Below are 12,842 nucleotides of genomic sequence, written 5' to 3'. Positions count from 1 at the left end.
TTATAAATCCGGTATTTAGCGAAATCTAGGCCAAAGTTTGCTCCGGTTTCAGGCACTCCGGGCGCTTGTGTTTCCAGCGTCTGTGGCTCCAAAGCCAGTTATGCGGCTGCTGTTCAATGTCCTTCTCCAAAATTCGCAATTGCTTATCCAGAATAGCATTGTTTTGAACCTCTTTTGGACATTCCGTGATGGTGGAAATGTCCACGTGATAGTAACCTCTTTTATTGGGCACTTTGCAAAAGTCGGCATATAAAACCGTCAGGTTGTAACGGCGCGCGATTGTTTCAACGCCTCTGAAAACACCCGTATCCTGATGCAGAAAGTGTGTCCAAAAGGCAGTTTTAGGATTGGGCGACTGATCATTGGCTAGCACGACGCAATAGGGTTTGTCCCGCGGTTTTTGTAATTCTTTAAAAATACAATCCATAGGAACCAGCTTTGCGCCAAAGCGTGTCCGAAGGTCTAAAAACCATTGGTCAGAAGCTCTATTTTGCAGCGGTCGGTAAACGACAATGCACTCGTGTTTGAAACAAAGCGAAGAAAAGAGGTTAGCAAGTTCCCAGTTGCCGCGGTGGCCCATGAGATAAATAATGTTGGTTTTATCATTATAAAACTTATCCATGACGCTGATATCGCCTTGCAGACGCTCCCGAACACATTCGGGGCTGGCGGTGCGAAACTTGATCGTTTCTACAATGAGATCTGTAAAATGCAGCTGAAAATCTTTGGCAATGCAGGACAGTTCTTCGTCACTCTTCTCAGGAAAGCTGTTTTTGAGGTTTTGACGAATGACTTCCTTTCGATAACGACCGACGCTAAAAATTGACCAGCGCAAAAAGTCAGACAACCTGAACGCATTTTTCCAAGATAATGCCGAAACCTGATTTAGTAATAAAAAAAGAAACTTTGAGACTATTGACTGCATGCAAACATTTTTTGCAATAATACGTATATATATTTATGTATGCGAAAAACTGGTTTTTCTAGGTCTATTTTATTAAATTCAATGTTTTGTACCCGGTAAATAACGACTCATTGGAAGGAATATTTGACATAAAAAACGATCGCCGCCTGAGCGTGTATTTGTATCGGGTGGGATTTGGGATGTGGCTTATGTATCTTGTTCTAGGCGCTCCGGCCTTGCACACGTACACGCATTATCGCCAGGATTGTGGCTTATTGTCGTTTGCAATGATGATTTTTGGGTTTACCGCTTCTATGGTGTATGATTATTTTCATCACCACGATCAATATGAAATGAAGAAAAAATGGTTGTTTATCAGCTATGCGGTGCTGGCGGGAATTATTTATTTTCTTGAATTTCGAGGCAAAGAAAGCCTGATTGATATCAACTGGATTCTCAGTCTGCTTTAATTCACTTCGCTCGCAACGGACCCTCCCTGTTGAATCAATGCTTCAATTTCTTTATAGCTCAAATCTGGCAAAGCAGCCACTTTACCAATCACAATCACTGCCGGAGAGGCAATTTCACTGACTTGCGCCAGCGCTGCAATGTTGCTTATTTTGCCAGTTACGACTTTCTGTTGTTCCAATGTTCCGTTCTGGATAATTGAAATGGATTCGTCCATTTTGTCCAATGATGCATAAATGGCAACGATCTCCTGCAACTTGTGCAAGCCCATCAATATCACAACTGTGGCCGTGGATTGCGCTGCAAGCAGAATGTCCGTCGAAAGTGCGTGGTTTTTTGTGGTTCCTGTAATGATCCAGAAACTTTCACTTAACCCTCTTGAAGTCAATGGAATACCAGCTAATGCGGGAGCTGCGTAACTGCTCGAAATGCCTGGGATAACTTCCGATTCAATGCCATGCTGGGCAGCATAAAGAATCTCTTCATAACCCCTGCCAAAAATAAAGGAATCGCCACCTTTCAGGCGAACGACTTCCCCGTAAATGCGGGCGTTTTCGACGATTAATGCATTAATATCGTCCTGGGCGCAGCTTGTTTTCCCAAAACGCTTGCCCACGAGAATCTTAACACAATCTTTTGGACAAAAATCGAGCAGGGAAGGGTGGGCGAGGGAGTCGTAAAGAACAACTTTGGCTTTTTGTAACGCCTTAACCCCTTTCAAAGTGATCAGGTCAGGATCGCCTGGCCCGGCACCAATGAGTGTAAGTTTCATATTGTAGAGACTTCGGCTTCCGGCTGTTGGCAGTCAAGCATTATGGCCGATCACCAACAGCCGGAGCTGAGAGTCATTTAACTATCTTTTCCGAATGACAATTCTTGCAGAACGGGCTCGCCAGTTTCCACTAATTGCGCTTCGCGTGTATCGCGGACAAAATTTAAAAATTGCTCTGCCGTGCTCAGGAAATATGTCGCAAATTCCTGCGTCGGCTCAAATTTGTTAATGCTGAAAGCCAACGATCGGAAAGGCGTTTCCGACTTGTCCTCAGGCGTAAATGCTGCCGGGGAATTGTATTTGAAATCCTGGCCAAAATGCGTTTCAAAATCGTTAATAATGCCATATTGCGTGTTCAGCGTCACATCTTTGGTCATTAACAAACCTTTTGCGCCGGTGATCAACACATTATAAGCATGGTAAATCGCATCCGCCCAAATTCCTGACTCGTAATTTTCTTTGGCAAGATTCAATTTTTCCTGTCCTTCTGTAATGGTCGTCGCTACAAGATCCACCAGCACACTCGCACATTCTCCAACCCCGATCTCGGTTTTGAACAATTCGTCGTGGTCCCAATCGCGGTAATCGTCGTCTTGCAAAGTGGTTAGGTCTGCAATCGGTTTCAGCAATTGGAAGAAGTAATTTTTGGTCTGGCGTTGGTAATATTGGTTGTAATATTCACCATCGTAAGCATTTGTTTCAAAATCATTGAAAAGCGTTCGCAAAACTTCCGGGCCGCGTTTGGTCGGAACTTTGATTACTTTATCGCCAATTAAGCCAATGCCGTCGCCAGAGAAACCACCGCCGAGCAAAACCTGCAATGCAGGAAGAACCAGCTTGCCGTTCTTAATTGAACTTCCATGAAAACCAATGTTAGAAGCATTATGCTGGCCACAGCCATTCATACAACCGCTAATCTTAATCTTAATATCCTGATTGTAAATCATTTCAGGGAATTCATCACGCATTACATCTTCCAACACGCGCGTGATTCCGTAACTGCTTGAAATGGCGAGGTTACAAGTGTCCGTTCCCGGGCAGGTTGTAATGTCCATTGTGCTGTCAAAACCCGGTGCGGCGAGGCCTAGCTTCGCAAGCTCGTGATAGAGGGCAACCAAGTCTTCGCCTTTCACAAAACGAAGAATATAACCTTGATTTACCGTCACCCGAATGTCATCGGCAGCATATTGACGAACGATGTTTGCCAGCGCGCGCGCTGTATCCGAATGCATATCGCCTAGCAAAACACGCAATTGAACAGCAAACCAGCCTTTCTGTTTTTGTTCAAAAGTGTTGGTTCTCAACCATCTAGTAAAAATATCAAGCTTGTCCGCTTCAATGCTTTGAGAAGCAATGTTCAGAATCTCTGCTTCCGATAAAGATGGGCGTGGTGCGTAGTTGATCGATTCCGCTGCCTTGGTTCCAAACAAATCTTCGGGAATGGTAAAGACTTTATTTTTAAGCGCAATGCGTTGTTCTTCAACCCTAGCCATCATTTCTTCCAGTCCAATATCGGCCAAGAGGAACTTCATACGCGCCTTATGACGACGAACGCGTTCGCCATAACGGTCGAAAACGCGAAGCAATGCTTCTATAAATGGAATGACTTTATCTTCTTCCAGAAATTCAAATGCAGTTTGGGCAGAAAAAGGCTGCGCGCCTAATCCGCCGCCAATAAGCACTTTAAAACCTTTAACAGTCTCGCCCGCTTCGTTTAAGCCCATTTTGGCTATAAGACCCACGTCATGAATGAACGCTAATGCTGAATCTTTTTCAGAAGAAGAAACGGCAATTTTAAACTTCCGTCCCATATCCTGATTGATCGGGTTGCGGAGGAAATATGTGAATATGGAATGCGTGATCGGTGTTACATCAAACGGCTCATCCGGATCAATTCCGGCCACCGAAGAAGCTGTAACATTGCGAATTGTGTTTCCGCAAGCCTCTTTCAATGTAATGCCCGCATCTTCCAGATCCGCCCATAATTGCGGTGAATCCGAAAGCTTTACAAAGTGCAGCTGAATGTCCTGACGCGTAGTTGCGTGTAGGTTTCCGGTTGCAAATTTGTCGGAAGTATCCGCGATCCTGACAAGCTGGTCCGCTGTGATGCGTCCGTAAGGCAGCTTGATGCGGATCATTTGCACGCCGGGCTGGCGCTGGCCATAAACACCGCGTGTAAGCCTGAACTTACGGAATGCTTCTTCGGGTGTTTCGCCCGTGTTAAATGCATTGATTTTTTGGTTCAAATCAATGATATCGCGCTTCGCAGCAGCCGATACTTTGTCAGAAATCAATATTTCGCTCATGGTGATAATTTCTTTATTCGATCATGCAAGCTCCTACGGTCACATTTGACGTTTCGTCGATCAGGATCGCTGCGCCGTTAGCGCGGTTTTTCTGATATGGATCGTAGGCGATTGGCTGGGCTGTTCTTAGTATAATTCTTGCGACATCATTTAATTTCAAACTGTCCACTTCGTCCAGCTTTTCGTATGAATTGATGTCAATTTGGTATTCAATGTCGCGGATGGAACATCTCGATCTCGCTGTTCCATGCTGTAACACATATTTGTTGCCTGCTTTCAATGTCTTTTTGTCGTCCATCCAACAAATCAGCGCCTCAATATCCTGGCTCACGATGGGCGAACTGCTCAATGAAACAATGGTGTCGCCGCGGCTAATGTCAACGTCGTCTTCCAACAGGATCGTAACTGATTCCAAAACAGAGGCTTCCTCTATTTCGTTTCCGCCGAATTCAATCTTTGCGATTTTAGATTCAGTTTCAGAAGGAAGAATTTTCACCAAATCCCCTTTTTTGAATGTTCCACTTTGCACGCGACCCGCATATCCACGGTAATCATGCAACTCATCCGTCTGAGGGCGGATCACATATTGAACCGAAAAACGGCCATCTTCCTGATTTTGATCTTTCAAAACATTAACATTTTCCAAAACAGAAAGCAATGTTTCGCCAGTATACCAAGGCATGTTAACCGATCTGTCAACAATGTTATCGCCGTTCAAAGCACTAACCGGGATCAGCGTCAAGTCCTTAATGTTCAACTTAGAAGCCAGTTCCTGATAAGATTTTGCAATCTCCAAAAACGCATCTTCTGAATTTCCAACCAGATCCATTTTGTTAATCGCCACAATTACATGCGGAATGCCCAGCATGGAAGCGATCAGCGAATGACGGCGGGTTTGTTCAACAACACCATGACGCGCATCCACCAAAATAATCGCCAAATCTGCGTTAGAAGCACCCGTAACCATATTTCTGGTATACTGAATGTGTCCCGGCGCATCAATGCTAATAAACTTGCGGTTAGGCGTTTGAAAATATTTGTAAGCAACATCAATAGTAATGCCTTGCTCACGCTCCGAACGAAGGCCATCCGTAAGCAAAGCCAAATCGATTTCCCCCACATTACGGCTTTTACTAGCACGCTCAATGGCCTCCATCTGATCTGCCAATATATTTTTCGTATCGTAAAGCAAGCGTCCGATCAATGTGCTCTTGCCATCGTCCACGGAACCTGCTGTTATAAATCTTAGTAAATCCACCTTATTAATTTTGAATGATTGAATGAGTGAATGACTGAATGTGATGTAGATTGTCATCCTGAGCGGAGCCGAAGGATGTCACCCTGAGTGTAACGCTCTTTTGCCCTGTCACCCTGAGCGGAGCGGGCCGCCGGGCGGTCGAAGGGCAGCACCACGTTACCTTAAAAGTACCCCCCCTTTTTCCGATCTTCCATAGCTGCTTCCGTCTGCTGATCATCAATACGCGTTTCGCCTCTTTCACTGATTCTTGAAACGGTGATTTCGGCAATAACCTCGTCTAATGTCGCTGCGCTGGATTCTACGGCTGCTGTGCAGGTCATATCGCCAACTGTACGGAAACGGACTTGGCGTTTTACGATTTGATCGTACTCATCAGGTTCGATAACCGGCGTATTGTTCAGCAATTTGCCATCTCTCAAAATCAATTCACGCTCGTGGGCGAAATAAATGGATGGTAATGTGATGTTTTCTCTTTTTAAATAGGCCCAAACGTCAAGTTCGGTCCAGTTTGAAATTGGGAAAACGCGTACGTTTTCGCCTTTATGGATTCTGCCGTTAAACAAGTTCCAAAGTTCGGGACGCTGACGTTTTGGGTCCCACTGGCCGAATTCGTCACGGAATGAGAAAATGCGTTCTTTTGCGCGTGCTTTTTCTTCATCACGACGTGCTCCGCCAATGCAGGCATCAAATTCAAATTCTTCAATTGTATCCAGCAAAGTGAAGGTCTGCAACCAGTTACGGCTCGCATTTTTGCCAGTTTGTTCTTTCAGGCCTTTTGCTTTAATCGTATCTTCTACATAGCGAACGACCAGTTTTGCGCCGATTTTCTCAGCCAGTTCGTCGCGGTAATTTATTGCTTCAATAAAATTGTGTCCGGTATCCACGTGCACCAATGGAAAAGGGATTTTTCCAGGCGCAAAGGCCTTTTGAGCCAGTCTAACCAATGTGATAGAATCTTTTCCTCCTGAAAACAACAATGCAGGGCGCTCGAACTGGCCAGCGACCTCACGCATAATGTAAATCGCCTCGGCCTCCAACTGGTCCAGATAATCGGGAGCACTGCGTCGCGCTTCCTGATCACTGATATCCGACACTTCTTTAACTGATATTGACATGATTATTGAATTTGCGTTTTAGCTTTAAGCGCCAGGCTGCCAGCTATATGCGGTTTTTACTTATTAACTCTTTTAAAATTGGGCTTAGCATTTATCATATGTTTGACCGCCTACTTAGCGTGCAAACCACATTCTTTTTTCGACTCATCTTCCCACCACCAGCGTCCAGCGCGGAAATCTTCACCTTCCTGAATCGCGCGGGTGCACGGTGCGCAGCCAATGCTTACAAAACCTTTGTCATGCAGCGGATTGTAAGGAATGCCATTAGACTTCACATATCCCTTCACCTCTTCAAATGACCAATGCAAGATCGGATGGAACTTCACCAGCTGATGCGCCTCGTCCCATTCCAGCTGTGGCATATCATGACGGTTCCCCGACTGTTCTGCCCTGATGCCCGTAACCCAGATTTTTGCGCCTTTCAACGCGCGATTCAACGGTTCCACTTTGCGGATAAAGCAGCATTCCTTACGGTTTTCCACAGAATCATAAAAACTCAATGGTCCTTTCGTACTTACCAAAGTCTCCACAGAATCCGTCTGCGGATAGTAAACCTTGATCTTCGTATCATAACGATTGTTGGTCTTTTGCAGCGTCATATAAGTCTCGCTGAAAAGCCTTCCTGTGTCCAGGGTGAAAATCGTAATGTTCAGATTGTTATTTAAAATAAAATCCGTAATAACCTGATCTTCATATCCCAAACTGGTTGAAAAAACGACCTCGCCAGGAAAAAGATCCGCCAGAATCGCCAGCGATTTCGTCTCACTCTTGCCTTCAATGGCCGCGTTTAAAGAAGATATTATTGTGTTGTTCATGGTGAATATTATATCAATTCAAAACGGGCGACATTCAAAAATTCAGCATTCAAATGATCGAAGTCTTTGTCCGTTGTTATCAAAGTTGCATTCAAAACACTGGCTGTTGCAGCAATCCAAAGATCGTTTTTACCCATGTTTCTTGCTGAACCTTTCAGTTGTCTTTCTCTTAATCTTCCCTGGCTAAAAGCGTCGATTTCTGCATAACGCTCGATAATATCATCGGTAATAGTTCTTACGGGAACAAGTTCATTTACCAGCACTTGTAGTTCCAATTTTCTTTGTGCACCCCATTTATTCTGAATAGCGAGTGATTTCAATTCACCCAGGACAATGGATGGAATGTACATGAATGTCCCAGTTTCAAACAATCCGAACGGTTTTTCTATTTGGTCCCAAATCGAGTGTTTTCGTAAGTAGGCCAAAATAACGTTTGTATCAAGAACATACTTCATTTAGTTAACTGCGAGAGAAGTAGTTCAAGAGGCTCTTCGATAGCAAGTGAATCCCTTAATGCATCAAGTCTTTCCTTATTTGCACCGGTATATCCTCGCTTTTCGATTTGTTTTTGAACAATTTCCTCAGCTGTCAACTCGTCATCCGCATTTACGCATTGCCTCAAAGGGTCATTTTCCGGCAATTCGCTCATAATAAATTTATTTAAGCTCACGCCAGCTAAATCAGCTGCTTGTCTAAGTGAAAGCACTTCTTTTGTATATAACTGGCTAGCGATCGAGAGCAAAATTTCTTTCGTTCCAGACTTTTCCGGAATTTCAATTGTTAATGTGTGCATGATATGAATATGTTTAAGTGTTTATCAATCTAATATATCACTTTTCACCGACACCTCCACGGCATTGGTGAAGTCTTCGATCAAATCCTCAATGTCTTCCAGGCCTACTGAAATGCGGATTAGGCCTTCGGTGATGCCTAGTGCTTTTTTCTCTTCCGGTTTCAGTTTGGCGTGTGTGGTTGTATTGGGATTTGTTACAATAGTTCTTGTATCGCCCAGGTTGGATGAAAGGGAAGCGATTTCCAATGCTTCCATGAATGCTGAAACTCTTTCAAAACCACCTTCCAGATCAATGGTAACAATCGCGCCGCCGGCTGACATTTGCTGTTTGGCCAATTCATGCTGCGGATGCGATTCAAGGAACGGATATCTTACAGACTTCACATCCGGATGTTTTTCCAAAGCTTGTGCAAGCTGCAATGCATTGGAACAATGTCTGTCCATTCTTAATCCAAGCGTTTCAAGGCTTTTGGTTAAAACCCAAGCGTTGAATGGCGACATAGACGGCCCGGTCTGGCGACAGAAAAATCTTAATTCCTTAATATATTCTTTTTTACCAACAACAACACCACCCAAAACGCGGCCCTGTCCGTCCATGAACTTCGTTGCCGAGTGTAAAACCAAATCAGCGCCGAACTCCGCCGGAACTTGTAATGCTGGTGAGGCAAAGCAGTTGTCTACATTAAAAATCAGATTATGTTTTTTGCAAAGTCTTCCGACCATTGCCAAATCCACTAGGTCAAGTCCTGGATTTGAAGGCGTTTCAAGATAAACCATTCTTGAATTAGGCTGAACTGCTGCTTCCCAGTCTGCTTCGCTTGCGTCCGCATCTAAATAGGTGTGCGTAATGCCCCATTTGCTCAAAATCTGCGTAATTACCTGGTGCGCAGAACCGAACAATGCACGGCTTGCGATAATGTGGTCGCCGCTTTTCAGCAATGCAGCCATACTCGCAAAAACTGCCGCCATTCCCGTTGCGGTCGCAACGCCATCTTCACAATCTTCTAATAGACAAACCTTATCAACAAATTCCTGCACGGTCGGGTTGGAAAAACGGCTGTAAATGTTTCCGTCTTCGGTCTCCTCAAAAAGTGCTTTTCCCTGTTCTGCGCTTTCAAATGTGAAACTGCTGGTCAGGAACAATGGTGTTGAATGTTCGCGATACTTGGTTTTTGGCGTTTGCGTGCGTATCGCTTTGGTTTGTTTTTTCATGATATTTTGAATTCGGCTGTCGGCTTTTTGAGCGATCAGCTTTTTAAATTTAATATATAAACTAAGCGACCATACTTAGATAAAGTCTTTTTACAAATCGCTGAGAACCATGTAAATAATTCTCAGACTTACAATGATGATAACGGTTCCAACCATGATCATCATGGTTTTGATTGGTAACTTTCTGGATAGATTTGCTGCGATCGGAGCGGCGACCATACCACCGAGTATGAGCCCCAACACGACCTGCCAATGCGAAAATCCAATGATGCTGATGAATGTAACCGAACTTGCGAGTGAAACAAAGAACTCCGCCAAGTTAACCGATCCGATTGTGTATTTTGGGTGGCGTCCGCGGGCAATTAGTGTGGAAGTTACGATGGGCCCCCAACCGCCGCCGCCGATCGAATCGAGCGTTCCGCCTGCCAGCGCCAGCCATCCAATTTTGGTCATTGGCTTCTTTTCAACTCGTTTCTTTAACGCTTTCTGGATGATAAGAATTCCCAGAATTAAAGTATAAACTGCCACCAATGGCTTGATGACATAAATGTATTTTTCAAAAGAAGATAGGAGATAAGCACCGGCAATTGCGCCTAAAACGCCTGGAAACAGGATTTTTGCAAAAAGCTTGCTGTTTACATTGCCGAATTTAAGGTGCATATAACCCGAAACACCACTGGTAAATATTTCGGAAGAGTGCACGCTGGCACTAACTGCCGAGGGAGGCACGCCTAATGTGAGCAAAAATGTGGCAGCCGTAACGCCGTATGCCATGCCCAATGCGCCGTCAATCATTTGTGCTACGAAGCCGCCGAGCACATAATAAAAGAAGCCTTCATTCAATTCCAGTTCGTCCCAAAGAACGGTAAGCCGGTCGTAAGTGAAGAATGTGAAGAGCAAATGGCCGACGATCATTAACGCAATCGCTGAGAAAATGTTAACGGCAACTTCCGTGCGGGTTCTTTTGCGGATGGTGGCCGCCCAAACTTTCTGCTGGATTGTTTCCCAGGTTAATGGCCTTTTTGTATTATTCCTTGGAAGTGGCTGCTGAGAACCGCGCGGTGCCGGAGTGGCCGAAGCATTATTGAAACGAACGTCGGATTCTTCGGGAATATCACGCAGGAAAACCACTTGTCCCTTCGCCCTGGCAATTGCCGCAAGGCGCCGATCTTCCTCAGGATCACCACTTGCGATGTAGGCAACATCAAGAGATTCCCAGTTGGTTTCAGATGAGGGTTTATAATCCGCCGCTTCCTTCAAAGTCTATGTAGTATACAAAAATTATAGAGTATTTCGGTTCGCAAATTTACGATCAAATTGTTAGTTTTCAAAGGGGAAAAAATTGGTTTGAAGTAGTATTGGCGGCATCGGCAGGGACTGGCATTGTGTCATTACAGCAAATGATTAATGCCACTAATACACCAATGCACACGAATGCATCCGTGCCTTATTCGTGCATTAGTGGCAATAAAAAAGTGCGAATCTAAGAGAAACGCACTTTTTGACTTACAGAATATAACTATGATTAAGGGTTTTGTTTCAATACATTCGATCCCATGATATCGATTTGCGCTTGTGGGATTGGGAAATATTCGCTCTTGCCTTTGATGAATGTTGCGCCGGTGAGATAGGTTCTCTTCTTACTTTCTTTGGCCAGATATGCATTCAAAACAACATCCGCAACGCCCCAGCGAACCAGATCAAAGTGTCTGTGGCCTTCCATTGCAAGCTCCACACGACGTTCGAAACGAACGGCTTTTCTTGCATAATCTTTATTTGCAAAGGATGGATATGGTTTTACCAGATAATTTGCCGCAGGCTTCCCAGCAGCGTCAGTAACCACCACATTGGCAGCACGTGTGCGAACCTGATTAACCAGCTTTAACGCTGTCGCAAGATCGTTGTCTTCCACCGCGACTTCGGCACGCATTAACAAAACGTCCGCCAAACGAATCGCGCGATAATTGTTTGCATTGGCACGAGGCGATTCCGCGCCCGCATTTTCACCATTATAAGCAAAGAATTTCTTGAACGTATATGGTCCGCCAAAACTTTGGTCACGAATCCAGTTTTTGCCAGGATGCACACCCCAGTTCAGAAATGGCAAGCCTCTTCTGCCGACAGTCCAGTCCAGGCGAGGGTCCAATGTGCCCGTGTATGGCGTGAAGGCATCTGTCGAGGAAAGCCCTTCGTCGTTTGTCACGTCCACGTCGTTGAATGTGTCGAGCAATGGCAAACCGGCAGCGTCTGTTTTAAATGCATTTACCAAATTTTGTGTTGGCTGGTAAAATCCACAGCAGCCACCCGGAGCAGATCCATAAGGAAAGTTGTAGTTATCACCCCAGCTTCCGTTTTGACCGCCACCGCCGTCACCAACCGACATTTGCACTTCAAAAATCGACTCACTGTTATTTTCCGTCGTGATCCTGAAATTTTCATGGAAGCTGTTGATCAAAGCAAACGGTCCATTATTGATCACGTCATCGAGCAATGGCTTGGCTGCGGCGAAATCCTGCTGATACATATGCACTTTGGCCAAAGTCGCCTTTGCTGTCCATTTGCTCGCACGCCCAGCCTGAGCTTTGGTTGCAGATAAATTGTCAACGGCAAACTGCAAGTCTGCTTCAATGTTGGGCCAAATGTCTTTATCGTTCGGCAGGTTAATGTAATCCGTAACGGTTTCATCAACGTAAGGCACCATATTCCAAAGTTTCTTGGCTTCAAAATGATACCAGGCTCTCAGAAAACGGGCTTCTCCCAATGCCTGAGCCTTTTCAGCTTCGGTCATATCCGTTGCCAGGCCGATTAGTTTAATGGTGTTATTGGTTCGTGACACGCCGTCATAAACCGCCACCCATTTGTCGTTATAAGCACCAATGTCCGCTTGGGGAATGTAACGTTCTATGGTTGTAATCTGCGCCTGGTCACCCACGTCGCTGCCTTTGTAAGCATCATCTGAAGCGATGGAGCCATAAATCCAGTTGCTGACCGAAGATGTGTTCACGGGGCCTGAACCCACGCCGTCAAGCAAACTGTAAGCTCCGATCAGCACCGCATTAACCCCGTTTTTATTGGAAAGTGACTGCTCATTGCCCACTCCGAGTGGAGTGGTTTGCAGGAATTCGTCGCCGCAAGACGTCAACATTCCCGCGCAGACCAATGCTGTTAAAATTAAAATTCTCTTTTTCATATCTATAAA

The 12,842-nt window shown here is 45.0% G+C and carries 12 protein-coding genes; 1 reads left to right on the top strand and 11 read right to left on the bottom strand.

Annotated features, from left to right (window positions below; all coding sequences use genetic code 11):
- Window positions 1–25: 25 nt before the first annotated feature.
- A complete protein-coding gene (locus LZG73_RS03280; RefSeq protein WP_233846130.1) occupies window positions 26–925 on the bottom strand; it encodes a lysophospholipid acyltransferase family protein in 900 nt (299 codons plus the stop codon).
- A 110-nt stretch (window positions 926–1,035) separates the two neighbouring features.
- Here LZG73_RS03280 and LZG73_RS03275 point away from each other — a divergent pair, with 110 nt between their 5' ends.
- Window positions 1,036–1,374, top strand: a complete 339-nt coding sequence (locus LZG73_RS03275; RefSeq protein ID WP_233846129.1) for a hypothetical protein — start codon at window positions 1,036–1,038, stop codon at window positions 1,372–1,374.
- Here LZG73_RS03275 and cobA read toward each other — a convergent pair.
- The 10 genes from cobA to LZG73_RS03225 form a co-directional block, all read right to left on the bottom strand.
- Entirely contained in the window at window positions 1,371–2,144 is a 774-nt protein-coding gene (cobA, locus tag LZG73_RS03270; RefSeq protein ID WP_233846128.1) for a uroporphyrinogen-III C-methyltransferase, read from the bottom strand. The genes LZG73_RS03275 and cobA overlap by 4 nt on opposite strands.
- 77 nt (window positions 2,145–2,221) lie before the next feature.
- Entirely contained in the window at window positions 2,222–4,450 is a 2,229-nt protein-coding gene (locus tag LZG73_RS03265) for a HEPN domain-containing protein (RefSeq protein ID WP_233846126.1), read from the bottom strand.
- A gap of 13 nt (window positions 4,451–4,463) precedes the next feature.
- The gene (locus tag LZG73_RS03260) at window positions 4,464–5,708 is read right to left on the bottom strand and encodes a sulfate adenylyltransferase subunit 1 (protein ID WP_233846124.1); all 1,245 of its coding nucleotides are present in this window, start codon (window positions 5,706–5,708) and stop codon (window positions 4,464–4,466) included.
- Between the two features lie 161 nt (window positions 5,709–5,869).
- Window positions 5,870–6,823 carry a sulfate adenylyltransferase subunit CysD gene (cysD, locus tag LZG73_RS03255; RefSeq protein WP_233846122.1) on the bottom strand — a complete coding sequence of 318 codons (954 nt, stop codon included), beginning with the start codon at window positions 6,821–6,823 and terminating at the stop codon, window positions 5,870–5,872.
- A 110-nt stretch (window positions 6,824–6,933) separates the two neighbouring features.
- Window positions 6,934–7,638, bottom strand: a complete 705-nt coding sequence (locus LZG73_RS03250; protein WP_233846120.1) for a phosphoadenylyl-sulfate reductase — start codon at window positions 7,636–7,638, stop codon at window positions 6,934–6,936.
- Window positions 7,639–7,646: 8 nt separating this feature from the next.
- On the bottom strand, window positions 7,647–8,093 hold the full coding sequence (locus tag LZG73_RS03245) for a type II toxin-antitoxin system VapC family toxin (protein ID WP_233846119.1): 447 nt from the start codon (window positions 8,091–8,093) through the stop codon (window positions 7,647–7,649).
- Window positions 8,090–8,431 (bottom strand): UPF0175 family protein, encoded by a 342-nt coding sequence (locus tag LZG73_RS03240; protein WP_233846117.1) that lies wholly within the window; start codon window positions 8,429–8,431, stop codon window positions 8,090–8,092. Before LZG73_RS03240 ends, LZG73_RS03245 begins: the two co-directional genes overlap by 4 nt.
- A 24-nt stretch (window positions 8,432–8,455) precedes the next feature.
- Window positions 8,456–9,643 carry a PLP-dependent aspartate aminotransferase family protein gene (locus LZG73_RS03235; RefSeq protein WP_233846115.1) on the bottom strand — a complete coding sequence of 396 codons (1,188 nt, stop codon included), beginning with the start codon at window positions 9,641–9,643 and terminating at the stop codon, window positions 8,456–8,458.
- A 90-nt stretch (window positions 9,644–9,733) separates the two neighbouring features.
- Window positions 9,734–10,903, bottom strand: a complete 1,170-nt coding sequence (locus LZG73_RS03230; RefSeq protein WP_233846114.1) for a TSUP family transporter — start codon at window positions 10,901–10,903, stop codon at window positions 9,734–9,736.
- 265 nt (window positions 10,904–11,168) lie between these two features.
- Window positions 11,169–12,833, bottom strand: coding sequence for a RagB/SusD family nutrient uptake outer membrane protein (locus tag LZG73_RS03225; protein WP_233846112.1), 1,665 nt, complete (start codon window positions 12,831–12,833; stop codon window positions 11,169–11,171).
- Window positions 12,834–12,842: the final 9 nt, after the last annotated feature.

The sequence above is a fragment of the Dyadobacter sp. CY326 genome (assembly GCF_021390515.1).
Classification (GTDB): domain Bacteria; phylum Bacteroidota; class Bacteroidia; order Cytophagales; family Spirosomataceae; genus Dyadobacter.
This window is presented reverse-complemented; position numbering and strand designations above follow the sequence as displayed.

Excerpts from the sequence above, each read along its gene's own strand:
- LZG73_RS03245 (WP_233846119.1), bottom strand. The coding sequence starts at position 8,093 with ATGAAGTATGTTCTTGATACAAACGTTATTTTGGCCTACTTACGAAAA.
- LZG73_RS03225 (WP_233846112.1), bottom strand. The coding sequence starts at position 12,833 with ATGAAAAAGAGAATTTTAATTTTAACAGCATTGGTCTGCGCGGGAATG.
- LZG73_RS03250 (WP_233846120.1), bottom strand. The coding sequence starts at position 7,638 with ATGAACAACACAATAATATCTTCTTTAAACGCGGCCATTGAAGGCAAG.
- cysD (WP_233846122.1), bottom strand. The coding sequence starts at position 6,823 with ATGTCAATATCAGTTAAAGAAGTGTCGGATATCAGTGATCAGGAAGCG.
- LZG73_RS03240 (WP_233846117.1), bottom strand. The coding sequence starts at position 8,431 with ATGCACACATTAACAATTGAAATTCCGGAAAAGTCTGGAACGAAAGAA.
- cobA (WP_233846128.1), bottom strand. The coding sequence starts at position 2,144 with ATGAAACTTACACTCATTGGTGCCGGGCCAGGCGATCCTGACCTGATC.
- LZG73_RS03280 (WP_233846130.1), bottom strand. The coding sequence starts at position 925 with ATGCAGTCAATAGTCTCAAAGTTTCTTTTTTTATTACTAAATCAGGTT.
- LZG73_RS03265 (WP_233846126.1), bottom strand. The coding sequence starts at position 4,450 with ATGAGCGAAATATTGATTTCTGACAAAGTATCGGCTGCTGCGAAGCGC.
- LZG73_RS03235 (WP_233846115.1), bottom strand. The coding sequence starts at position 9,643 with ATGAAAAAACAAACCAAAGCGATACGCACGCAAACGCCAAAAACCAAG.